This is a genomic window from Stenotrophomonas sp. 22LJNL06-5-1 (assembly GCF_056861455.1).
The window spans coordinates 1-23,143 of record NZ_JBSPUE010000001.1 but is presented as its reverse complement, the minus strand read 5'-3'; the positions used below and the strand labels follow the sequence as shown (position 1 = coordinate 23,143).

Annotated in this window: 22 protein-coding genes and 4 tRNA genes; 21 read left to right on the top strand and 5 right to left on the bottom strand. The window is 67.3% G+C overall.

Annotated elements, in window-relative coordinates; all coding sequences use genetic code 11:
• Positions 1-5: 5 nt before the first annotated feature.
• Together AC13GF_RS00130 and AC13GF_RS00125 are read left to right on the top strand one after the other, a co-directional pair.
• Positions 6-419, top strand: a complete 414-nt coding sequence (locus AC13GF_RS00130) for a type IV pilin protein (protein ID WP_125893533.1) — start codon at positions 6-8, stop codon at positions 417-419.
• A gap of 68 nt (positions 420-487) precedes the next feature.
• Positions 488-564: transfer RNA gene (locus AC13GF_RS00125), tRNA-Asn, on the top strand.
• Positions 565-624: 60 nt separating this feature from the next.
• On the opposite strand, the gene AC13GF_RS00120 is transcribed toward AC13GF_RS00125, so the two are convergent.
• Positions 625-1,185: a GspH/FimT family pseudopilin gene (locus tag AC13GF_RS00120; RefSeq protein ID WP_483002643.1), complete on the bottom strand. Its 561-nt coding sequence runs from the start codon at positions 1,183-1,185 to the stop codon at positions 625-627.
• Between the two features lie 92 nt (positions 1,186-1,277).
• Here AC13GF_RS00120 and uvrB point away from each other — a divergent pair, with 92 nt between their 5' ends.
• The 3 genes from uvrB (at position 1,278) to AC13GF_RS00105 (ending at position 3,657) form a co-directional block, all read left to right on the top strand.
• Positions 1,278-3,302, top strand: coding sequence for an excinuclease ABC subunit UvrB (uvrB, locus tag AC13GF_RS00115; protein ID WP_295558283.1), 2,025 nt, complete (start codon positions 1,278-1,280; stop codon positions 3,300-3,302).
• A 107-nt stretch (positions 3,303-3,409) separates the two neighbouring features.
• Positions 3,410-3,484: transfer RNA gene (locus tag AC13GF_RS00110), tRNA-Val, on the top strand.
• 98 nt (positions 3,485-3,582) lie between these two features.
• Positions 3,583-3,657, top strand: a tRNA-Val gene (locus AC13GF_RS00105).
• Between the two features lie 98 nt (positions 3,658-3,755).
• Here AC13GF_RS00105 and AC13GF_RS00100 read toward each other — a convergent pair.
• Positions 3,756-4,088 carry a hypothetical protein gene (locus AC13GF_RS00100; RefSeq protein ID WP_483002641.1) on the bottom strand — a complete coding sequence of 111 codons (333 nt, stop codon included), beginning with the start codon at positions 4,086-4,088 and terminating at the stop codon, positions 3,756-3,758.
• A 182-nt stretch (positions 4,089-4,270) separates the two neighbouring features.
• Between AC13GF_RS00100 and AC13GF_RS00095 the strand changes: the two genes are divergently transcribed.
• A complete protein-coding gene (locus AC13GF_RS00095; protein ID WP_010486087.1) occupies positions 4,271-4,411 on the top strand; it encodes a hypothetical protein in 141 nt (46 codons plus the stop codon).
• Between the two features lie 45 nt (positions 4,412-4,456).
• Here the strand turns inward: AC13GF_RS00095 and AC13GF_RS00090 are convergent, their stop codons facing one another.
• Together AC13GF_RS00090 and AC13GF_RS00085 are read right to left on the bottom strand one after the other, a co-directional pair.
• Positions 4,457-4,741: a hypothetical protein gene (locus AC13GF_RS00090; RefSeq protein WP_019337170.1), complete on the bottom strand. Its 285-nt coding sequence runs from the start codon at positions 4,739-4,741 to the stop codon at positions 4,457-4,459.
• 30 nt (positions 4,742-4,771) lie between these two features.
• Positions 4,772-5,539, bottom strand: a complete 768-nt coding sequence (locus AC13GF_RS00085) for a MipA/OmpV family protein (protein ID WP_483002640.1) — start codon at positions 5,537-5,539, stop codon at positions 4,772-4,774.
• Positions 5,540-5,684: 145 nt separating this feature from the next.
• Here AC13GF_RS00085 and AC13GF_RS00080 point away from each other — a divergent pair, with 145 nt between their 5' ends.
• From AC13GF_RS00080 to AC13GF_RS00020, 13 genes are all read left to right on the top strand, one after another.
• Positions 5,685-6,356 (top strand): response regulator transcription factor, encoded by a 672-nt coding sequence (locus AC13GF_RS00080; RefSeq protein ID WP_483002638.1) that lies wholly within the window; start codon positions 5,685-5,687, stop codon positions 6,354-6,356.
• Position 6,357: 1 nt separating this feature from the next.
• Positions 6,358-7,701 (top strand): sensor histidine kinase, encoded by a 1,344-nt coding sequence (locus AC13GF_RS00075; RefSeq protein WP_483002636.1) that lies wholly within the window; start codon positions 6,358-6,360, stop codon positions 7,699-7,701.
• A gap of 59 nt (positions 7,702-7,760) precedes the next feature.
• Entirely contained in the window at positions 7,761-10,157 is a 2,397-nt protein-coding gene (locus AC13GF_RS00070; RefSeq protein ID WP_483002634.1) for a DNA internalization-related competence protein ComEC/Rec2, read from the top strand.
• Between the two features lie 3 nt (positions 10,158-10,160).
• The gene (locus AC13GF_RS00065) at positions 10,161-10,823 is read left to right on the top strand and encodes a MotA/TolQ/ExbB proton channel family protein (protein ID WP_483002633.1); all 663 of its coding nucleotides are present in this window, start codon (positions 10,161-10,163) and stop codon (positions 10,821-10,823) included.
• 3 nt (positions 10,824-10,826) lie between these two features.
• On the top strand, positions 10,827-11,249 hold the full coding sequence (locus AC13GF_RS00060; RefSeq protein WP_483002632.1) for an ExbD/TolR family protein: 423 nt from the start codon (positions 10,827-10,829) through the stop codon (positions 11,247-11,249).
• A complete protein-coding gene (gene msbA, locus AC13GF_RS00055) occupies positions 11,246-12,994 on the top strand; it encodes a lipid A export permease/ATP-binding protein MsbA (protein WP_032128904.1) in 1,749 nt (582 codons plus the stop codon). The genes AC13GF_RS00060 and msbA overlap by 4 nt, the downstream gene beginning before the upstream one ends.
• The gene (gene lpxK, locus AC13GF_RS00050) at positions 12,994-14,013 is read left to right on the top strand and encodes a tetraacyldisaccharide 4'-kinase (protein ID WP_483002630.1); all 1,020 of its coding nucleotides are present in this window, start codon (positions 12,994-12,996) and stop codon (positions 14,011-14,013) included. The genes msbA and lpxK overlap by 1 nt, the downstream gene beginning before the upstream one ends.
• Positions 14,014-14,087: 74 nt before the next feature.
• Positions 14,088-14,861, top strand: coding sequence for a 3-deoxy-manno-octulosonate cytidylyltransferase (gene kdsB / locus AC13GF_RS00045; protein ID WP_483002629.1), 774 nt, complete (start codon positions 14,088-14,090; stop codon positions 14,859-14,861).
• Entirely contained in the window at positions 14,858-15,346 is a 489-nt protein-coding gene (locus tag AC13GF_RS00040) for a low molecular weight protein-tyrosine-phosphatase (protein WP_483002628.1), read from the top strand. The genes kdsB and AC13GF_RS00040 overlap by 4 nt, the downstream gene beginning before the upstream one ends.
• Positions 15,343-16,755 carry a hypothetical protein gene (locus tag AC13GF_RS00035; RefSeq protein ID WP_483002626.1) on the top strand — a complete coding sequence of 471 codons (1,413 nt, stop codon included), beginning with the start codon at positions 15,343-15,345 and terminating at the stop codon, positions 16,753-16,755. The genes AC13GF_RS00040 and AC13GF_RS00035 overlap by 4 nt, the downstream gene beginning before the upstream one ends.
• Positions 16,752-18,596 carry an excinuclease ABC subunit UvrC gene (gene uvrC / locus AC13GF_RS00030; RefSeq protein WP_010486074.1) on the top strand — a complete coding sequence of 615 codons (1,845 nt, stop codon included), beginning with the start codon at positions 16,752-16,754 and terminating at the stop codon, positions 18,594-18,596. The genes AC13GF_RS00035 and uvrC overlap by 4 nt, the downstream gene beginning before the upstream one ends.
• 18 nt (positions 18,597-18,614) lie before the next feature.
• A complete protein-coding gene (gene pgsA / locus AC13GF_RS00025) occupies positions 18,615-19,241 on the top strand; it encodes a CDP-diacylglycerol--glycerol-3-phosphate 3-phosphatidyltransferase (protein WP_012510614.1) in 627 nt (208 codons plus the stop codon).
• Between the two features lie 289 nt (positions 19,242-19,530).
• A tRNA-Gly gene (locus AC13GF_RS00020) sits at positions 19,531-19,606 on the top strand.
• A gap of 65 nt (positions 19,607-19,671) precedes the next feature.
• On the opposite strand, the gene AC13GF_RS00015 is transcribed toward AC13GF_RS00020, so the two are convergent.
• Positions 19,672-20,232, bottom strand: a complete 561-nt coding sequence (locus AC13GF_RS00015) for an RrF2 family transcriptional regulator (RefSeq protein ID WP_126927770.1) — start codon at positions 20,230-20,232, stop codon at positions 19,672-19,674.
• A gap of 282 nt (positions 20,233-20,514) precedes the next feature.
• On the opposite strand from AC13GF_RS00015, the gene AC13GF_RS00010 reads away from it, so the two are divergent.
• Entirely contained in the window at positions 20,515-21,726 is a 1,212-nt protein-coding gene (locus tag AC13GF_RS00010; protein WP_483002625.1) for an NAD(P)/FAD-dependent oxidoreductase, read from the top strand.
• 133 nt (positions 21,727-21,859) lie between these two features.
• Positions 21,860-22,966, top strand: coding sequence for an NAD(P)/FAD-dependent oxidoreductase (locus tag AC13GF_RS00005; protein WP_483002623.1), 1,107 nt, complete (start codon positions 21,860-21,862; stop codon positions 22,964-22,966).
• The last annotated feature ends 177 nt before the right edge of the window (positions 22,967-23,143 follow it).

The window sequence follows — 23,143 nt, the reverse complement described above, 5'->3', positions numbered from 1 at the left end:
CGCCGATGCACACATCCTCAACCCGCCGCTTTGCAGCCGGTTTCACCCTGATCGAGCTGATGATCACCGTAGCCGTGATCGCCGTCCTGGCGGCCGTGGCCCTGCCGTCCTATCAGCGGCATGTGCTGAAGACCAACCGGGCCCTGGCCAAGGCCGATCTGGTCGAGATCGCACAGCTGCTCGAGCGCTACCATACGGTGCAGAACAGCTATGACGGTTTCTCACTGCCGTTCAACCAGTCACCGCGACAGGGCAACAAGCGCTACACGCTGTCCCTGAACGGCAAGGCCACGGCCAGCACCTACACGCTGCAGGCGGTGCCGGAAACCGGCCAGGACAAGGATGTGTGCGGCACGCTGACGCTGGATCAGGCCGGACGCAAGACGCCGGACAAGAAGACCAATGCGGAGTGCTGGTAACGGTTGGGCATCGCACCTGCAAAAAGGGCTTGCGCTGGCCGCCAAACGCTGGCTAAAATGCGCACCCCGCCCGAATAGCTCAGCCGGTTAGAGCACTTGACTGTTAATCAGGGGGTCGTTGGTTCGAGTCCAACTTCGGGCGCCAGATTCGAAAAAGCCGCGAGAAATCGCGGCTTTTTTCGTTTCTGCGATGGCATTGCAGGTTTCAGCAGAGGGTGGGCCTGCGCGGGCGTTGGCTCCTGACCCGTCCGGGGACGCTGATGATGACGCGGCTGTGCTCCTGTCCATTCACGCACAGCACGATGGACTGGTTGGTGCCGGCATTGCGGCCGTCGGGCCGGAACCGTATGTCGGGCCGATGATCGCTGGTGCGCAGGTCGACATGACGCTGGCGCGCCCTGTGCACGCGCAGTTCCTTTGCGGCACCGGTCGCGCTGTTGGCCGGTTCGACCTGTACCCGCCAGCCCTGGCTCCATGCCTGGTCACACGTCATGCCGTCCGACGAACCGCAGACCGTCACGCGGCGGCGTTCGGTGATGGCGGCGCTGCGTGCCAACGACAGGCTGGCGGTCAGTTCGGCGCGCAGCGTTTCCGCCTGGAAGTGCCGCAACATGCGTTGCCAGGGGCCCCACGCCAACGCCAGCAGGACCGATAGCACCATGACGGCGATCAGCAGCTCGATCAGATGGAGGCCGCGGTGGAGCCGGGCAGGGCGAAGACGAAGGAACATGCCTTCAGCCTCGACGTACGCCGGGGCATTCACCATCAGGCACCGCCGCGCCCGCCTGCCCGAAAACCCCTCAGCGGGCCGTCACTCCATGCCCCGTATACTCACCACTCCCGGGAACTGGCACCACCATGAGCGACCGTTTTGAACTCGTCTCGCCGTACTCGCCGGCGGGCGACCAGCCTGATGCCATCGCAAAGCTGACCAGCAACTTCGAAGCGGGCATCGCCAAGCAGACGCTGCTGGGCGTCACCGGCTCGGGCAAGACCTACACCATCGCCAACGTCATCCAGAACGTGCAGAAGCCGACGCTGATCATGGCGCCGAACAAGACGCTGGCGGCGCAGCTGTATGGTGAGTTCAAGGCGTTCTTCCCGCACAACGCGGTGGAGTACTTCGTCAGCTACTACGATTACTACCAGCCGGAAGCCTACGTGCCGTCGTCGGACACCTTCATCGAGAAGGACAGTTCGATCAACGAGCACATCGAGCAGATGCGACTGGCGGCGACCAAGACCCTGCTGTCGCGCCCGGACGCGATCGTGGTGGCGACGGTGTCGGCAATCTACGGCCTGGGCGCGCCGGAAGACTACCTGTCGCTGCGCCTGATCCTGTCCAAGGGCGAGCGCATCGACCAGCGCGACCTGATCAATCACCTCACCCAGCTGCAGTACACGCGCAACGAGTACGAGCTGCAGCGCGGTACGTTCCGCGTGCGTGGCGAAGTGATCGACGTGTTTCCGGCCGAGTCGGACAGCGAAGCCCTGCGCCTGGAGCTGTTCGATGGCGAGGTCGAGAAGATCACCCTGTTCGACCCGCTCACCGGCGAGACGCTGCGCAACATGCAGCGCTTCACGGTCTACCCGAAGACCCACTACGCCACCACGCGCGAGCGTGTGCTGGCAGCGATCGAGACGATCAAGGTCGAGTTGAAGGAGCGCCTGGAGCAGCTGTACGCGCAGAACAAGCTGGTCGAAGCGCAGCGCCTGGCGCAGCGCACCCAGTTCGATCTGGAAATGATGGCCGAGGTCGGTTTCTGCAACGGCATCGAGAACTACTCCCGGCACCTGACCGGCAAGAACGCCGGCGAACCGCCACCGACCCTGTTCGACTACCTGCCGGCCGACGCGCTGCTGGTGATCGACGAATCGCACGTGACCATTCCGCAGATCGGTGCCATGTTCAAGGGCGACCGTTCGCGCAAGGAGACGCTGGTTGAATTCGGGTTCCGGCTGCCCTCGGCGCTGGACAACCGTCCGCTGCGCTTCGAGGAGTGGGAAGAGCGCTGCCCGCGCAGCATCTATGTGTCGGCCACACCGGGCCCCTATGAGTACCGCGAGGCCGGTGACGAGATCACCGAGCTGGTGGTGCGCCCGACCGGCCTGATCGACCCGGTGGTGGAGATCCGCCCGGTGGGGACCCAGGTTGACGACCTGATGAGCGAAGCCAACGCGCGCATCAAGGCCGGTGACCGGGTGCTGGTCACGACGCTGACCAAGCGCATGGCCGAGAACCTCACTGAATACCTGACCGAGCACGGTATCCGTGTGCGCTACCTGCACTCGGACGTGGACACGGTCGAGCGCGTGGAGATCATCCGCGACCTGCGCCTGGGCAAGTTCGACGTGCTGGTGGGCATCAACCTGCTGCGCGAGGGCCTGGACATGCCCGAGGTGTCACTGGTGGCGATCCTCGATGCCGACAAGGAGGGCTTCCTGCGCTCGACCGGCTCGCTGATCCAGACCATCGGCCGTGCCGCGCGCAACGTGCGCGGCAAGGCGATCCTGTATGCGGACAAGATCACCCGTTCGATGCAGGCCGCGATCGATGAGACCGACCGCCGTCGCGCCAAGCAGGTCGAGTACAACGAGGAGCACGGCATCGTGCCGCGCTCGGTGGCACGTCCGATCACCGACGTGCTGGAGGGGGCGCGCTCCGATGCGGCCGAGAAGGAAGCAAAGAAGGGCAAGGGCAAGGGCAGGCCCGGCGTTGCCGAGGAGGGGAGTGACTATCGATCGCTCAGCCCGGCCCAGCTGGCGTCCCGCCTCAAGGCGCTGGAACAACAGATGTACCAGCACGCCAAGGACCTGGAATTCGAGGATGCCGCCCGCGTGCGTGACCAGATCCGGCAGCTGAAGGAAGCGAGTCTGGGCTGAACGCGGCGGTGCAGCATCTTCTTCACAAAAGTGTTGCGCTTCACGGCCGGCATCCGTAATATACGCGGCCTGCACCGACGCAATCGCGGACGTTCAGAAGCAAAAACGGGCGGTTAGCTCAGCGGTAGAGCACTACCTTGACATGGTAGGGGTCACAGGTTCGAACCCTGTACCGCCCACCACGAAGTCTCCGGAAGGAGGCTGTCGTGAACTGCAAAGCCCGGCCCTGGCGCCGGGTTTTTACGTAGCAAGGCCAGCTTTCGGGCGGCAAGAACAAGATGGGCGGTTAGCTCAGCGGTAGAGCACTACCTTGACATGGTAGGGGTCACAGGTTCGAACCCTGTACCGCCCACCACCTGGCTCCCGGCATTGCCGGTGCAGCGGTGGTTCACGATGGAAGCCGGCCCTGGGCCGGCTTTTTTCGTTTCAGACATCGACCACGGTGCCACATGGTCAGCGTTGCACGACCAGGTCTTCGACGCTGATCATCCGCTGCAGCTTCCAGTGACCGTCCACGCGCTCCCAGAGCTGAGCGACGCGAACCGTCGCACCACGCGTGGGCTGGGCAACGCCGGGTTCGTGTTGCAGGGGCTGGTTGGCCAGCCTCAGGACCCGGTCCTGGCGCAGCCGGTAAAGCAGCAGGGAGGGCGAACCGCAATCCTGCCGTACTACTTCCGGCTGCTGGGTTTCGGCGAGCAGGATCTGGCTGCGAAGGGCCTCTTCAGTGGGCCCGTTGCCCGCGCCGAACAGGCTGGAGAGCAGCAGCATCAGGGCAAGCATCGGCATGGCACGGTGCTCCAGCGGGAAAGTGCACGCAGGCTGGCATGACATGTGGGGTGCTGCAGCCGGCCTGCGACGAAGGCCGGAATTGAACCGCCAAAGACGGCCGGGGGGCGATGAATCCGGGCCGTGCAGGCGTAGACTCCGGTCTACCGCGCAATCGCGCCGTCACTGCAAGGAGCTGCCGCATGAGTGATCACGTTCCGGTTTCCCGGCCCAATCCCATCCTCGAGCTGCTGTTCGGCGGCAACATGCTGGAGGGTACCTTCAAGGCGGTGATCTGGGTGGCCCTGCTGGCGGCAGTGCTGGCGTGGACCACGTTCCGCTGAGTCTTCCCGCTGCCCTGCAGCACCGGCAGCGTTGCTGGCCTGCGCTCAGGCGCTGAAGGCCTGGCGCAGGCTGCGCAGGGTGGCCTGGCGATGTTCCTTTGCGGTCGCTTCGCCCATCTCAAGTTCCTGCAGGCGCAATCCCACCAGCGTCATCGACAACGCATAGCCGCGTGCCGCATCGGCAGCACGCGAAAGGCCCAGTGCGCGGCGCGTCAGCGCGTTCACGTGTTCCAGGTCGGGCAGCAGCCCCAGGTAGGCGCGCTCGGCGCTGTCCAGGTCCGGGGCACGCAGGATCGCGTGTGCTTCAGCAGCAGGGGAGACGGAGGCCATGGGGGGTCCTTGTCTGTTGCGGGCGCTCGATCAGAACGAGCGCATCAGGGAAACGAAGGCCGACGTCTGCGTACCGCGACGGGCCATCGGGCTGTCCTTTACTGCATCGCCGAACCACTGGTTGGCGACGACGCCGGTCGCGCGCCACTTCGTGCCCAGGGGCGTGCTGACCGCGATCTGCAGGCTCGGTGATGTCGCGCTGCCCGGGTTGTAGGCGGCAAGTCCCGAGCGCAGCGCTTCTTCGTCGGTGATGCCGTAGTAGTAGTCGAGCAGGCGCGCACTGGAGTGCACCACTCCGACCTTGGGCACCCAGGTGAAGCGACCGGCCTGGATCGGATAGCTGTAGTGCAGGCGCGACTCCATGCCACCTCCGTGCCCGGTGACCTCGCGCATCACGCTGGCCTCGACGATGCCCCAGTCGGCGCTGTATTCACCATTGATGCCGGCCATGGCGGACATCTGCCGGCTGTGCAGGCGACGCAGCTGAGGATCGTTCACATCGTCGGTCTTGAAGCGCAGCGTGTAGGGCGTGACCGCCGCCGACAGGCGCAGGCCATCGCGCTTGTACAGATACATGCCCAGCGAGCCCGGGCTGGCGAAGAAGCGCTCGCCCTGCCAGGCAATGGACGGCACGACCAGCGGCTTGACATCGTAGTGGGCGTACGCCCCTGAGGTCGCGCCGGCACTGATACCAGCCTGCACCCCCGGGTTCTGGTCGGCGGCGTGGGCGATCAACGGCAGGCCGATGGCAGCGGAGAACAGCAACGGGCGCAGCAGGGGCGGGGACAACGACGGCATCGATCAGCCACTTTGCGGGGGATGGCTGTGCATGGTGCGCGCACAACATTGTCAGAACATTGCGCCTTGGCAATCGGCACGCGAAGGCGCCCAAACCCGGCGCCAGGCACTATGATCGGCACCGTTTCCGGTAGCCGAGCCCCTGATGCGCATCCTCCTGGTCGAAGACGATCCCGATCTGTCCCGTGCCCTGCAATCGGGCCTGGAGCGGCAGGGCGTGGTCGCCGACGTGGTCGGCAGCCTGGCTGAAGCCGCGGTCGCGCTGCGCGAGCCGGTGCACCAGCTGATGCTGCTCGACCGCCAGCTGCCCGATGGCGATGGCGTGGCTTTCGTCGCCACCGCGCGTGCGCTGCGCCCGAACCTGGCGGTGATCATGCTGACGGCCAAGGGCACGTTGTCGGACAAGGTCGAGGGGCTGGATGTCGGTGCCGATGACTACCTGGTGAAGCCGGTGGCGATCGAGGAGCTGATGGCGCGGATCCGCGCCGTCTCGCGGCGGCCCTCGGCGATGGTGACGCCAAGCCTGCATCTGGGGCGGCTGGAATTTGACTTCGAATCGCTGCAGGCACAGGTGGAGGGCCAGCCGCTGGCGCTGCCCCGGCGCCAGGTACTGGTGCTGCAGGCGCTGGCGATGCGCCAGGGCCGCACTGTCACCCGCAGCGCACTGGAGGCGGCGGTGTACGGTTTTGATGATGAGATCCAGTCCAATGCGCTCGATGCGCACATTTCCAAGCTGCGCAAGGCGCTGCAGCAGGCCGGGGCCGGTGTGGAGATCCACGTGATCCGCGGCGTCGGCTACCTGTTGGCGGAGGCCTGAGATGGCCCGTCCGATCCGCTCCATCACGCTTGGCCTGGCCTGGCGGTTGTTCCTGGCGCAGGCCTTCACCGTGTTGTTCGCGGTGGTCGCGCTGATCCTGACCTGGGGCGACAAGGACTCCTGGGGCATGGACATGTTCACGGCCGAGGCGGTGGCCAAAGCCGTGCACAGCGAAGGCGGCCGGTTGGAACTGGACCAGCCGCGCTGGGACAAGCTCAATGCCGGGGCCGGCGGCAACCTCTGGTTCGCGGCCGTTGATGACAGGGGTACGTGGCTGGAGCGCGGCACGATTCCTGCGGTCCACGCGCCGTTGCTGGCACGCTTGCCGACAGTGGGTGCCACCGAACTGGGTTCACTGGTGCCGCCCTATCTGGACGTGGCGCGGGTGATGATCCGCAACGAGGATGGGCGGCGCATCACGGTGATGGTGGGCGGGGCACCGAAGGGCGGGCTGCTGGATGGCGCGCTGATGGTGCTGCGCCTGATCGGCCTGTGGTTCTTCCTGCCGCTGATCGTGATCACGCTGCTGGTGATGCCGACCGTGATCCACCGCGCGATGCGCGGCGTGCGCCGGTCCGCACAGCAGGCCAAGGAGCTGGATATCGGCCAGCCGGGTGCGCGGCTGGACGCACAGCTGGTGTCGACCGAGGTTGCGCCGCTGGTGGAAGCATTCAACGATGCCATCGACAAGGTGCAGCAGGGGTATGCGGCGCGTGACAAGTTCCTTGCCGACGCCGCGCACGAGCTGCGTGTGCCGATCGCCGTGGTGCAGGCGCGCCTGTCGCAGCTGCCGCAGGGCGAGTTGAAGTCGCAACTGCTGACCGACGTGGCGCGGCTCGGCAACGTTGCCGAGCACCTGCTTGACCTGCAGCGACTTGATCGCAATGTCGGCGCACTGCAGCGGCTGGATCTGGCGTTGCTGGTGCGTGAAGCGGCCGCCGATCTGGCGCCGCTGGTGGTCGGTGCCGGTTACGGCTTCGAAGTGGATGCACCCGAGATGCCGGTGTGGATCCATGGCGACAGCCTGGCGTTGGGGCGGGTGATCGCCAACCTGGTGCACAACGCCATCGTCCACGGCGGCGGGCGCGGCACCATCTGCGTGCGCCTGGATGCACGTGGCCTGCTGGAAGTCAGCGATCAGGGCGCCGGTATTCCGGTGAGCGACCGTGAAGCGATCTTCGAACCGTTCCATCGCCTGCGCGCGGCGGGCAGTGGCAGTGGCCTGGGCCTGCATCTGGTGAAGGAAATCGTGCAGCATCACGGCGGCTCGGTCAGTGTCGGCGAGGCCGCCGGCGGCGGTGCCAGCTTCAGGGTCAACTTCCACCGCGGCACCGTCCGGCGCTGACAGCTACGCGGGGAAAACCCCGATAGGCAGCCTGTCACGCCTGGCGGCAGGCTGGTGGAATGGTTTCCGAACGTTCCGCGCCGGCCCTGTTCGGCCCCGGCTGCGCCGCCGGCCTGGTGCTGGGCGCGCTGGCCTGCGTGCAGATGCCGGTGCTGCTGCCGCTGTGGCTGAGCGTGCCGATGGTGGTTGCCGGCGGCGCGGGCTGGCTGGTGCGCTGGCGAGGCCGCACCTGGGCTGCAGTCATGCTCGGGCTGGCATGGGCAACAGTGCACGGGCAGTGGGCCCTGCACGGCCAGCTACCACCCGGCGCGCCGCCGCAGGATGTGCAGGTGCGCGGGCGGGTCGCGGATCTTCCGCAGCGAGGACCCGGCTACACGCGTTTCGTGCTGCATGTGGATGAGGCCGATACGCTGCCAGCGCTGCGTGGCAAACGGCTGCAGGTCACCTGGAACGACCCATGGCGCGGATCGTCAGCGCACGAGGCCGGCGGGCGCCATGCGGTTCGTGCGGGATCACATTGGCAGTTGTCGTTGCGCGTGCGCGCGCCACGCTCGCGGATCAATCCCGGCGGCTTCGATGGCGAACGCCATGCATTGCTGCGCGGTATTTCCGGCAATGGCACGGTGCGCGACCCGGGCGCTGCGCATGAGCGCGCGCCCGCGCAGGGCCTGCCGGCCTGGCGCGAGCGCAGCAGTGACGCCATCGCCACGCAGGTGGCACATCCTGCCGCCCGGTTCGTGCAGGCCTTGGCACTGGGCGACACCCGTGGCCTGTCCGATGCCGACTGGGAGCACCTGCGCGCGCTGGGCCTGACCCATCTGGTTGCCATCTCCGGTTTTCACGTGGGCGTGGTGGCTGGCTTCGGCGTACTGCTGTGCCGCGTGTCGTGGTGGCTGTGCCCGGTGTTGGGACGGCACTGGCCACGGCCGCAGGCGGCGGCATGGGGCGCGGCGCTGGCCGCAGCCGCCTATGCCGTGGCGGCCGGCGGCGCGCTGCCAACGGTGCGCGCGGCGCTGATGATCGGGCTGGTGGCACTGGCCCGTGCCGGACGTCGCCCGGTGGGTGCGGGGCAGGGGCTGGCCCTGGCCGCGATGGTGATGCTGCTGCCGGCGCCGCTATCGGTGTTGTCGGCCGGATTCTGGCTCAGCTTTGGCGGCGTGCTGTGGCTGCTGTGGTGCCTGCCGCGGACCGGGCCGGAGGGCGTCGGCGGCGGCCTGCGCGGCTTCCTGGCTGCCCAGGGCGTGGCCAGCCTCGGCCTGTTGCCGCTGTGCGTGGCCCTGTTCGGCGGCACCGCGCGCTTGGGGCCGCTGGTCAATCTGCCGATCATCCCGTGGTGGACGCTGCTGGTTGTGCCGTTGTCGCTGCTGGGTACCGGCCTGCACGCGCTGCATGACGGCGCGGGGCGTTGGGCCTGGCGTGCCGCCGCCTGGCTGTTCGATCTCAGTTGGCAGGCCCTGCAGCCACTGGCGTTGCACCCGCAGGCGATGTGGTGGTTGGCCGAGGCGCCGCGCTGGGCCGTACCGGCGGCATTGGCGGGGGTGTTCTGGTGGCTGCTGCCACGCGGCGCTGGCGGCGGCCTGGTGGGCCTGCTGCTGTGCCTGCCGCTGCTGTGGCCCGCCCGGCATGCACCGGCCGAGGGGGAACTGGAGCTGCTGGTGCACGACGTGGGGCAGGGCACCGCGGTGCTGGTGCGTACGGCGCGGCACGCGCTCTGGTACGACGTGGGGCCGCCGACCGGCGGCGAAGGCAACGAACGCATTCTGGTCCCGGCCCTGCGCGCGCTCGGCCAGGGGCCGCCCCGGCAGGTGATGCTCAGCCATGACCATATTGATCACACCGGCAGCCTGCCCAGCCTGCGCCGGCAGCTGCCCGGTCTGCAGCTGCTGGCGCCACCCGGCAGCACCATCGCCGGCGCCACGCCCTGCCAGCAGGGGATGCGCTGGCAGTGGGACGGGGTTCATTTCCAGGTCCTGCACCCGGCGCCGGGCAGCCGCCAGGCCGAAAATGAGGACAGCTGCGTGCTGCGCATCGCCAGTCGTCATGGCGTGGTCCTGCTGCCTGACGACATCGGCCGGCCGGCCGAGCGGGCGCTGCTGCAGGCATCTCCGGCCGCGCTGAAGGCGGATGTGGTGCTGGTGCCGCACCATGGCAGCGGCGGCAGCTCCAGCGCGCCGTGGGTTGAGGCCGTGGCGCCACAGCTGGCGGTGGTCTCGGCCGGGCACCGCAACCGTTTCGGCCATCCCCGCCAGGACGTGGTCCAGCGCTGGCAGGCGCAAGGGGCAGAGGTACTGGCCACGGCCGATTCCGGGGCGATCCGCCTATGGCTTGGCGCACAAGGGCTGCAGCTGCGTGAACAGCGCATCCACGCATCCCGCTGGTGGGATGCCGCTGGGCGGGCGCGGTCGGCTGCTATCCTATCGCCGATCGAACAAGCGGCCGTTGGGCCGGAGGGTTGAAACGTGTGGGAACTGGTCAAGGCCGGTGGCTGGCCGATGGTGCCGCTGCTGCTGTTGGGCGTACTGGCTTTGGCGATCATCCTGGAGCGTTTCTGGTCCCTGCGACGTACTGAAGTGCTGCCGCCCGGCCTCGGCCAGGAAGTGCGCAACTGGGCGGCACGCGGCAAGCTCGACCCGGCCCACCTGCAGACACTGCGCGCGAACTCGCCGCTGGGCGCGCTGTTGGCCGCGGCGCTGGAAGCGCGCAACCGCCCGCGTGACCAGATCCGAGAGCGCATCGAAGACACCGGCCGCCACCTGGTGCATCGCATGGAGCGTTTCCTCAACGCGCTGGGCACCATCGCTTCGGCCGGGCCGCTGCTGGGCCTGCTGGGCACGGTGATCGGCATGATCCAGATGTTCCTGGGCATCCTCGACCACGGCGTGGGAGATGTGAACCAGCTGGCCGGTGGTATCGGCAAGGCATTGGTGTGCACCGCCACCGGCATGATCGTCGCCATTCCGGCGCTGATGTTCCACCGCTATTTCAAGGGCCGCATTCACGGCTACGTGGTGGAAATGGAGCAGGAAGCCAGCGCGCTGCTGGATACGCTCGACGGCCGCCCCGGGGTGATGAACCCGGCCCCGGCCGCGCGTCCGGCCGGCGCCGCCACGGCGAAGGCCTGATCGATGCGTATCGGCAACGACCGATCCCAGGATGAGCCGCATATCGACCTGGTGCCACTGATCGACGTCATCCTGGTGTTGATCATCTTCTTCGTGGTCACCACCACCTTCGACGCGCGCTCGACACTCCAGGTGGAGCTGCCCACGGCCAGCCAGCAGCCCAGCAATGAGCCGCCGCGCTCGTTGAGCGTGCTGATCAACGCCGAAGGCCGCTACTTCATCAATGACCAGGAAGTGCTGCGCAGCGACGTCGAGTCGGTCAAGCAGACCATCGCGTCTGTCGCCGGCAGTGACCGCAGCCAGCCCGTGCTGCTGCGTGCCGACGCACGCACCCCCTACCAGGCCGTGGTGACTGCGCAGGACGCGCTCGGTCAGCTCGGCTTCCGCCGTATTGCCATTGCAACAGCACCCGAGGTGCGTCCATGAGTTCCAAACACGCGCCGGTGTGGCCGATCTACAAACGTCTGCTGGGATACACCCGTGCCTACTGGGGCATGATGGTTGCCGCCGTCATCGCCATGGCGGTGGAGTCGGTGGCCGGCTACCACTTCACCAAGCTGATGGAGCCGCTGGTCAACCGTGGCTTCGTCAATCCCGAACCGAAAATGGCGGTGATCCTGCCGTTGACCATCCTCGGCCTGTTCCTGATGCGCAGCGCTGCCACCTGGGTCAGCGACTACGCGCTGGCCAAGACCGGCCGCAGCGTGGTGCGCGACCTGCGTGAGCAGGTGCTGGCCAAGTACCTGCACCTGCCGTCCTCGCATTTCGATACCGAATCAACGCCGGTGATGGTCAGCCGCCTCAACTTCGATACCGAGCAGGTCACCCAGGCCAGCGCCGATGCGCTCAAGACCGTGGTTGCCGACACCCTGACCATCATCGCCATGCTGGCGGTGATGTTGCAGATGAGCGTCAAGGTGACCGTGGCCATGCTGGTGGTGGTGCCGATGATCGGTGTGATCGTGTCCTACGTCGGCAAGCGCTACCGGCGTATCAGCCGCGGCATCCAGGACGGCATGGGCACGATGGCGCAGACCGCCGAACAGTCGCTGGCGGCCCAGCAGGAAGTGAAGGTGCACGGCACCCAGCAGCACGAAATGTCGCGCTATTCGCGCCTGGCCAACCGCATGCTGGCGCTGAACATGAAGGTGGAAATCACCCGTGCCGGTGCCTCCAGCGTGGTCCAGTTCCTGGCCGCGCTGGCGCTGGCGGTGATCGTCTGGGTGTCGACCCGCGAAGCACTGGCAGGCCGCCTCAATGCCGGCCAGTTCATGGGCCTGATGATCTCGATGACCGCGATCATCCCGTCGCTGCGCCGCCTGACCAGCGTGCAGTCCTCGATCTCCCGCGGTGTGTCCGCCGCCGAACGCCTGTTCGACATCCTCGACATGCCGGTCGAGCGCGACGAAGGCCGCAACACGGTGCAGCGCGTGCGTGGCGAACTGGCCTTCGAGCACGTCATGCTGCGTTACCGCGAAGACAGTGGCATCGCCCTGGACGACATCAGCTTCGTGGCCAAGCCGGGTACGGTCACCGCCATCGTCGGTCGATCCGGCAGTGGCAAGACCAGCCTGATCCGGCTGGTGCCGCGCTTCTATGAACCCAGCGGTGGGCGCATCACCCTTGATGGGGTGGCACTGGACGATTATCCGCTGGCCGACCTGCGTCGCCAGGTGGCGATGGTCGGGCAGAAGGTCATGCTGTTCGACGACACCATCGGCGCCAATATCGCCTACGGCATGGACGCGACCGATGAACAGATCCGGGCGGCGGCCGAAGCCGCAAACGCCTGGGAGTTCATCGCGCGCATGCCGCAGCAACTGCAGACCCCGGTGGGCGAGAACGGTGCGCTGCTGTCCGGTGGCCAGCGCCAGCGCCTGGCGATCGCCCGTGCGATCCTGCGCGACGCGCCGATCCTGATCCTCGATGAAGCTACTGCAGCGCTCGACAACGAGTCCGAGCGCCTGGTGCAGGACGCGCTGCAGCGCCTGATGCCCGAGCGCACCACGCTGGTGATCGCGCATCGCCTGTCGACCATCGAGCATGCTGACCAGGTGCTGGTGATGGACCACGGTCGCATCGTCGAGCGCGGTACCCACAAGGAGCTGCTTACCATGGGTGGCCTGTACCAGCATCTGCACAGCATGCAGTTCCGCGAAAGGCAGGACTGATGGCCGGCAAGGGCACCCAGACCCCGCCGTACTGGTACGACGGCAGCCCGGTTCCGTGGGCGATGCGCCTGCTGGCGCCGCTGTATGCCGGCGTCACCGCGCTGCGCCGGCGCGCCTATCGGCGTGGCTGGCGCAAGCGTTACACGCTGCCGGTGCCGGTCATCGTGGTCGGCAACATCACCGCCGGCGGTACTGGCAAGACGCCGCTGACCATCGCGCTGGTGGAGCGCCTGCGTGCCGCCGGCTGGAAGCCGGGCGTGGCCAGCCGTGGCTACGGCCGCGAAGATGCCGACAAGCCGCTGTGGGTAAAGGCCGATACGCCGACCGCCAAGGGCGGTGACGAGCCGGTGCTGATTGCCTGGAAAACCGGCATGCCGGTGCGCGTGGATCGCGACCGTGTGGCTGCAGGCAAAGCACTGATCGAAGCCGGCTGCGACGTGATCGTCTGCGACGATGGCCTGCAGCACTACCGGCTGGCGCGCGACATCGAAATCGAAGTGGTCGATGCGCAGCGCCGCTACGGCAATGGCCGGATGATCCCGGCCGGGCCGTTGCGCGAGCCGGTCAGCCGCGCCAGCGAGTGCGACTTCCGCGTGGTGAATCTCGGCCAGGCCGATGAGGAATCTGCGGCCCAGGCCTGTGGTTTCGGCCAGTGGCCGATGGCCCTGCACATCGACAGCGCACAACCGCTGGCCGGAGGCCGCGCCCGACCGCTGTCGTATTTCAAGGGCCAGCGCGTGCACGCCGTGGCCGGTATCGCGCATCCGCAGCGCTTTTTCGACATGCTGCGCGCGCGCGGCATCGGCGTGGTGCCGCATGCCTTTGCCGACCATCAGGCCTATCAGCCGCAGGACCTGTCCTTTGGCAGCCAGCTGCCGGTGCTGATGACCGAAAAGGACGCGGTGAAATGCCGTGCGTTCGGCAATGACTGGCACTACGCGGTCCCGCTGCGCGCCGAGCTGCCTGCCGCATTCTGGGTGGCGCTGACCGACCGCCTGGACAAGCTGCGACCGAACTGAGTGGCGCGGCGGCGCTTGCATTCATGCGCCGCCGGCCGCATTCCCGTTGTAACGAGCCTGCCGAGTACCGCCCCATGACCGAATTCGTCGTCGCCATTCCGGCCCGCTATGCCGCCTCGCGGCTGCCGGGCAAGCCGCTGCGCCCGCTCGGCGGTGAGCCGCTGGTGCTGCACGTGGCGCGCCGCGCGCTGCAGGCCGGTGCCGCTGAGGTCTGGGTCGCTACCGACGATCAGCGCATTGCCGACGCACTGTCCGGCCTGGCCGAAGTGAAGGTGGCAATGACCGCCACCTCGCATGCCTCCGGTACCGACCGCCTTGCCGAGTGCGCGCGCATCGCCGGCTGGGCCGACGACACCGTGGTGGTCAATCTGCAGGGCGATGAACCGTTCGCGCCCGCGGCGGGCATCCGCGCGGTGGCCGAGGCGCTGGTCGATGGCAACGCGCCGATGTCGACCCTGGCGACCGCCGTGGAGGATGCAGAAACCCTGTTCGATCCGAACGTGGTGAAGCTGGTGCGCAATGTGCGCAACGAGGCGATGTACTTCAGTCGTGCGCCGATCGCCTGGCATCGTGATGGCTTTGCACGCAGCCGCGACACGCTGCCGGCCGGTCACAACTGGCTGCGCCACATCGGCATCTACGGCTATCGCGCCGGTTTCCTGCAGCAGTTCGCGGCGATGCCGCCGGGCCAGCTGGAGCAGGTCGAATCGCTGGAACAGCTGCGAGTGCTGGAAGCGGGCTTCCCGATCAGCGTGGCGATCTCACCCGAACCGTTCCCGCCGGGCATCGACACGCCCGAGGATCTGGAGCGCGCCGAAGCACTGCTGCAGACGCTGGCTGCCCGATGAAGCTGCTGGTCGTCTGCCTCGGCAACATCTGCCGTTCGCCGATGGCCGAAGGTGCGCTGCGCGCACGCCTGGAGGCCTCGCCGCTGGCCGGGCGGGTGCAGGTCGATTCGGCCGGCACCGGCGACTGGCATGTGGGCGAGCCGCCGGACCGGCGTGCGATTGCCTGCGCGGCCGGGCACGGCGTGGACATCGGCGGCTTGCGTGCACGCCAGCTGCAGGCCGTGGATTTCGACCGTTTCGACTGGATCCTGTGCGCCGACGAGGCCAACCTGCGTGATGCCGGCCGCCTCGCTACGCCCTCCCAGCGCGAGCGGCTGGCGCTGTACCTGCCGTGGTCCGGCGGGCAGGGCAGAGGGGCGATCCCGGACCCGTACACCGGCGGCAGTGAGCATTTCGAACAGGTCTGGACATTGGTCGACGATGCTGCAAAACGTGCCGTGGCACGACTGTTGCATGACGCCGACTCCGGCATAATCGGGCCATGAACGTCCAGCCCGTCCCGGACCTGCCCGAGTTCGCCACCTGGCTCAATGCCACCCCCTGCACCCTGACCGAACTGCGCGGTCGGCCGGTGGCGCTGTTGTTCGTCAACGCCGCCTCCGCCTGGAGTGCGCAACGCCTGGCCGAATTCGGCCAATGGCTGTCGCGCCACCCCGGCAAGCTGCAGCCGCTGGTGCTGCAGGTGCCGCGCTTCGACTTCGAACGCGACGCCGGTGCTGCACTGAAGCTGCTGCGTCGCCAGGGCCTGACGATGCCGGTACTGCTCGATGCCGACTGGGATGGTTGGCGCCGCTTCGGCATCACCGCCTGGCCGACGCTGGTGCTGCTGGATGCGCAGGGCCGCGAGCAGCAACGGCTGGTCGGGCAGGGGGCACCCGTTGAGCTGGAGCGCGCCTTGAACGCGCTGTGCGAAGGTGCGCCGTCGGCACCGCCGCGTGGCGGCAGCGAACTGCACCCGGAACCCCGCCAGGCGCTGCGCTTCCCGCTGGGCCTGGCAGTCAGTACCGAACGCCTGTACATCGCCGACAGCGGCCACCACCGCATCCTCGAATGCAGCCATGGCGGCCGTATCCTGCGCCAGTTCGGGCTGGGCACCGCCGATTTCATGGACGGCAACCTCGCCGAAGCGGCGTTCCATCGCCCGCAGGCGCTGGTGCTGGAACGCGATTCGCTGTACGTCGCCGATACCGGCAACCATGCCGTGCGCCGCATCAACCTGCTGACCGGCATCGTCGATACGTTGTGTGGCAACGGGCGTCCCGGGGCGCCGGTGGAAGGTCCGGTCGCGCAGGCGCGGCAGGTCTCGCTGGACCATCCGGTCGGCCTGGCCATCGCCGACAACCAGTTGCACATCGCCATGGCCGGCGACAACCGCATCTGGAGCTACCACCTGGGCCAGCGCAGCCTACAATGGCGGGCGGGTAGTGGTTCCATCGACGAGCGTGATGGCAGCGGCCATCTGGCGGCGTTCGCGCAGCCGAGCGCGCTGGCCGTGGTGCAGCAGGTGCTGTACGTGGCCGATGCATTGGGTTCCTCGATCCGCGCGCTGCAGTTGCGCGGCGACCTGGTGCAGACGCTGGTGGGGCAGGGGCCGTGGCGCTTCGGCAGCGAAGACGGCCCGCGTGCGGACGCCAGCCTGCAGTTCCCGCAGGCGATCGCGCTCAGCCCGGATGCACCGCTGCTGTGGATTGCCGATACCGGCAACGGTCGCCTGCGCACGCTGCGCCTGGGCGGCGGTGAACTGACCACCCAGCCGCTGCCACGCCGCCTGCACGGCCCGGCGGGACTGGCGGTGGGCGCCGGTGCGGTGTGGATCGCCGAGACCGACGCCCACGCCGTGCTGCGCTTCGATCCCGACAGCGGCGTGCTCAGCGAAGTGCCGATCAGCGAATGACCGACGTTCCCGCTCCGGTCTTCGACGGCAAGGCCTTCGCGGCCCAGCTCAGCACCGCCCCCGGCGTGTACCGCATGTACGCGGCCGACGACACCCTGCTGTACGTGGGCAAGGCCCGTGCGCTGCGCAACCGCGTTGGCAGCTATTTCAACGGCAGCCCGAAGAACGCGCGGATCATGTCGATGATCTCGCAGATCACGCGCATGGACGTGACCGTGACGCGCTCGGAAGCCGAGGCGTTGCTGCTGGAAAACCAGCTGATCAAGTCGCTGTCGCCGCGTTACAACGTCTCGCTGCGCGACGACAAGACCTATCCACATGTGCTGCTGACCCGCGAGGACTGGCCGCGCATCGCGCTGCATCGTGGCCCGCGTGCCATTCCCGGCCGCTACTTCGGGCCGTATCCCGGGGTCACCGCGGTGCGTGAAACGCTGAACCTGATGCACAAGCTGTTCAAGCTGCGCAGCTGCGAGGACAGCGTATTCCGCAACCGCTCGCGGCCCTGCCTGCAGTACCAGATCGGCCGCTGCAGCGCGCCCTGCGTGGAGCTGGTGCCGGCGCCGGACTACGCCGAATCGGTGCGTCGTGCCGCGCTGTTCCTGGAAGGCAAGAGCGACGAACTGACCCGTGAGCTGGGCGAGCAGATGCAGGCCGCCAGCGAGGCGCTGGAGTTCGAGCAGGCCGCGCGCCTGCGCGACCTGATCTCCTCGCTGCGCAGCATGCAGACGCGCCAGTACGTGGACGGCCGCGCCGCCGATCTGGACGTACTGGCGGTGGCCATGCAGGGCTCGCAGGCCTGCGTGCTGCTGCTGGCCTTCCGTGATGGCCGCAACCTAGGCACCCGCCCGTTCTTCCCGCGCACCAATGGCGAGGAGAGCCCGGAGGAAGTGCTGGCCGCGTTCGTCTCGCAGTACTACATCGAATTCGAGCCACCGCGCGAGATCCTGCTGGACCGCGAGATTCCCGACGCCGACCTGCTGGTTGCCGCGCTGTCGGCCTCGGCCGAGCGCAAAGTGCAGCTGAAGTGGAACGTGCGCGGCGAGCGCGCCGGCTACGTGGAACTGGCCAGCCGCAACGCGCAGCTGACCCTGGCCACCGAACTCAACAGCCGCAACGCGCAGCACGCGCGCAGCGATGCACTGCGTGACATGCTGGGCCTGGCCGAGCCGGTCAAGCGTGTCGAATGTTTCGATATCAGCCACACTCTGGGCGAGGCCACCGTAGCCTCGTGCGTGGTGTTCGACGCCGCCGGTCCGGTGCGCGCGCAGTACCGCCGCTTCAACATCAGCGGCATCGAACCGGGCGATGACTACGCCGCCATGCGCCAGGCCATCGACCGCCGTTTCCGCCGCGCGGTGGAAGAGCAGGGCGTGCTGCCGGACGTGCTGCTGATCGACGGTGGCGCCGGCCAGCTGGCCCAGGCCCAGGCCGCACTGGCCGACCTGGGTGTGGAAGGCGTGCTGCTGGTGGGTGTGGCCAAGGGCGTGGAGCGCCGCGCCGGCCACGAGGCGCTGGTGATGCCCGATGGCCGCGAGCTGCGCCCGGGCGCGGCCAACCCGGCGCTGCAGTTCATCCAGCAGGTGCGCGACGAGGCGCACCGCTTCGCCATCACCGGCCATCGCGGCCGCCGCCAGAAGGCGCGGATGACCAGCAAGCTGGAGGACATCCCCGGTATCGGGCCGCGCCGCCGCGCCAGCCTGCTCAAGCATTTCGGTGGCCTGGTGGGCCTGAAAGCCGCTGGCGAAGCGGAAATCGCCAAGGTGGAAGGCATCAATGACGCCCTCGCGGCACGTATCTACGCTAACCTGCACGGGTTGGCCACGCCTGATGCGGCCGAGTAGAGAGAGAAGCACGCAAGCATGAAGTTGACCCTGCCCACCTGGCTGACGTTGTTGCGGATCGTGATGATCCCGGTGCTGGTGCTGGTGTTCTACCTGCCCTACACCTGGACCAACTTCGCTTCGGCGGCGATCTTCGGCCTGGCCGCGATCACCGACTGGCTCGACGGCTGGATCGCACGCCGTTACCAGCTGGAGTCGGCCTTCGGTGCCTTCCTCGACCCGGTCGCGGACAAGCTGATGGTGGCAGTGGCGCTGTTCCTGATCGTGCAGGGCCACCCGACGCCGTGGATGGCGTTCTGGGCGGCGGTCATCGTCGGCCGTGAAATTGCGGTATCGGCGCTGCGCGAATGGATGGCCGAGCTGGGCCAGCGCGCCAAGGTGCGCGTGGCGATGATCGGCAAGGTCAAGACCACCGCGCAGATGGTCGCGCTGCTGTGCCTGCTGTATTCGGTGGCCCCGAACGTGCCGGTGGAAGACATCTGGATGGGCTGGCCGGTGTTCCATATCGGCGACTGGACCCTGGCGATTGCCGCAGTGCTGACCCTGTGGTCGGGCCTGCAGTACCTGCACGCCGCCTGGCCGAGCCTGCGCGATGACGAGCGCGCCGCGCGTGAGCGTGCGCGGCAGAAGAAGCTGGGCAACTGAGCCCATCGATTCGCCCATCCACGCATGGCGTGGATCTACTCGACGCGCTGGACGGATCTACGGTGATGCCCCATCCACGCATGGCGTGGATCTACTGGAAATGTTGCATCCACGGATGATGCGGATTCATCTGGAAATGTTGCGTCCACGGATGATGCGGATCCATCGGTGTGCGGGGATGCCGTGGTAGATCCACGCCATGCGTGGATACGCGGTGCCAGGTGCCTCGGTAGACCCTGAAAAAAGCGCTTGACGCCATCCCTGGAATAGGTAAAATTTCGCCTCCCAAGCGGGAATAGCTCAGTTGGTAGAGCGCAACCTTGCCAAGGTTGAGGTCGCGAGTTCGAGTCTCGTTTCCCGCTCCAGATTCAAGAAGAACGCTCCCGGAAGGGGGCGTTTTTCGTTATGCGCGGGGCGGTGTCCGCGCAGATCAATCATCATCCTGCGCCGCTGCGCGCGAACGCATGCCGGTGATGCGTGCTTCCTCGCGTGCCACCTGGCGGTCGGCAAACCATTCCTGCACATCCCCTGCGAAGCTCGCCGGGCGCCCCTTGCCCTGCACACCCTCGGCAATCGAGGCAAGGCTCGAACGCGCCAGTTCTTCGCGCATGGCCTTCTGTGCATTGATCATCACTGCGTGGATGCCACACACACCGCGGTTGGCCCAGCGCGGCGGGCTGCCATCGAACAGCGCACAGCGCCCGCGGATCTCCTGGCAGTCGAACAGTGCCTTCTGCCCCTCAACGGCGTCGACCACATCCAGCACGCTGATGTCTTCGGGCGCGCGCGCCAACTGGTAGCCGCCACGGATGCCGCCAGTGGACTCGACGATTCCTGCTTTCTCCAGCTTGGGAAAGATCTTTGCCATGAAGGCCGCAGGTACACCCTGCAGTTCGGCCAGATCGCGGCTGCTCGGCCGCTGCTCCAATGGCGGGACCAGCCAGAGCAGGCAGTGCAGGGCGTACTCGACACCCGTTCCGATGTGGGCCATGGGGCCGGTCCATAAAAAAATATAACGCGGACTATAGGGGCCTGAGTTACCCGCCGCAACCCTGCGGAACTTCATGCAGATCTTTGATTTCATTGGCGTTGTGGCGGGGAAAAGGAGTAGGGCAGGGAGACGCCGGCCTGAACCGCCCCGCCGTCAGGTGCTTGCACCACATAACGCGGACTCATATGATCCGCGTTATGTGGTGCGCGCGGCACATCACTTACGCCCATGCCGACTGCGCATGTGGGCGTCTGAACCCCATTCCCTGAAGGATTTCCCTCCGTGTCCCAACGCATTCTTGTCATCGGCGCCGGCTTTGCCGGCATGTGGAGCGCACTCGCCGCCGCCCGTCTTCTCGACCAGGCCGCGCGCCGTGATGTGGAGATCGTGCTGGTTGCGCCGTCACCGGAACTGCATGTGCGCCCGCGCCTCTACGAAAAGGGACCGGAGCGCATGAAGGCGCCGCTGCAGGCGATCTTTGATGCCGTGGGCGTGCGCTACCTTGCCGGCCGCGTCGAACACATCGACGCTGCCAACCAGCAGGTGCAGGTGGTGGACATGAGTGCCGATGCCGCAATGCAGACACTGCACTACGACCGCCTGGTGCTGGCCGCCGGTAGTCGTCTGAACTGCCCGCCCATTCCCGGCTTGCAGCAGCACGCCTTCAACGTCGACCAGATTGCCGATGCAGCCCGCCTGCAGGCACATGTGGAAGGCCTCGCCGCTCGCCCGCAGAGCGCGGCGCGTAATACGGTGGTGATCGCGGGCGCGGGCTTCACCGGTATCGAAACCGCGGCAGAAATGCCGACGCGCCTGCGCGAAGTTCTCGGTGCCGATGCTGCAGTAGACGTCATCATGGTCGAGCGCGCCGATGCGGTGGGCCCGGATCTGGGCGAAGGCCCGCGCCCTGTCATCACGCAGGCGCTCAAGGAATTGGGTGTGTCCTGGCGGCTGGGCTCGGGCGTCGCTCGCGTGGATGCAGAGGGCGTGACGCTGGAAAACGGAGAACGCATCGACGCCGCCACCGTTGTCTGGACGGCCGGTGCACGTGCCAGTGTGTTGACTGCTCAGATTCCCGGTCAACATGACGCGGTGGGTCGCCTGCATGTGGATCGCACTCTCAAGGCAAAGGGTGTCGACGCGGTGTTCGCCACTGGCGACTGCGCGCATGCCGCCACCGATGACGAGGGCAACGTGGCGATGATGTCCTGCCAGCACGCAATGAATCTCGGGCGTTCCGCTGGACACAACGCCGCGGCTGACCTGATCGGGGAAGTGATGATTCCGTATGCGCAGCCCAAGTACGTGACCTGCCTGGACCTGGGGCCGTGGGGTGCTGTCTACACCGAGGGCTGGGACCGACAGGTGGTGCTGTCCGGCGCTGAAGCCAAGGCGCTCAAGACCCGGATCAACACCGAATGGATCTACCCGCCCAGTGGTGAGCGCGCGGAGATCCTGGCGTCGGCGGATCCGCTGCGGATTGTTGTGGCCTGACGGCGCAAAGAAGTCCTGCAAGCAACGTTCTCGAGCGGGGGTGTTGCGCTTCATCCCCACTTCACCGCCACCCCATCGCCTCACCACGCGGGTGTTCGAAGCTGCATCTCCGTTCCTCCAGGACGATGCAGCCATGCCCCACACTCCCTCCGCCTACGACCACGATCTGGTAATCGTCGGCGCAAGTTTCGCCGGCGCCGCCTGCGCGTTGGCCGCCGCGCAGTACGGCCTGCGCGTCTGCGTGCTTGAGCGCAAGGCCGATCCCGGCGAGCGCCTGCACACCACCGGCATCGTGGTGAAAGAGGCGATGGAGCAGACCTGGCTGGGGCGCATGCCCGAACATCTGGTGCAACGTGTCGCAAACGTACGCTTGTACTCGCCCAACCTGCGCAGCGTATTGCTGGCCGCGCCGGGCTATTACTTCCTCACCACCGATACACCGAACCTGATGCGCTGGCTGGCCAGCGAACTGCGCGCGAACGGTGTCGATCTGCACCTGCAGCAGTCCTTCACCGACGCCGATCTCAGTGGCGATGGCTGGCAGGTGGAAGGGGCAGGGCGGTGCGCCTATCTGGTCGGCGCTGATGGCGCACGCTCACGCGTTGCCCAGCGCACCGGGCTCGGCCAGGTGCGTGACAATCTCTACGGCGTCGAACGTGAGTTCGCCGGCCTGCAGGTGGCGCAGGGCGATGCGCTGCATTGCTTCGTCAGCAAGCACTACGCACCGGGCTACATCGGCTGGGTCGCGCAGAATCCGACCGGGCTGCAGGTGGGATTGGCGCTGCGTCACGATCCGCAACAGGTACGGCCGCCGGACATCGATGGCTTCCTCGACCACGTGCGCGATGTGGTCGGCATTCCGCCTTCGGCGCGTCCCTCGGCCACCCGCGCAGGGCTGGTGCCCTGCGGCCGGCCGGATGGGCCGATCACCGGCCAGCGGCTGATCCTGACCGGCGACGCGGCGGGCATCGTCTCGCCGCTCTCTGCCGGGGGCATTCACTCCTCGTGGCGGCACGGCTGGGCGGTCGGTGATGCCATCGGCCGCCACCTGCGTGGCGCCGGTCCACAGCCGGAGCGGGTGGCGCGACAGGTGGCGCCGGCATTCCATGGCAAGCGCCTGCTGCGCTGGGCGATGGATCATCTGCAGGCCGACTGGCCCCTCAACGCGCTGCTGCACACGGCGGCCACGCGCCGCATCGCCGAGCAGGTCTACTTCCACCGCCGTGGCCTGCGAACCTGAGGTATCGGTCCTGGGGTCCCGAACGCCGCCCCACAATGCAGGCGAAAATTCCTGTTGACGCCGTGCAGCAATATCGACACAATAGCGCTCCTTCGACGCAGGTCGAACGAAATCTGCGGGAATAGCTCAGTTGGTAGAGCGCAACCTTGCCAAGGTTGAGGTCGCGAGTTCGAGTCT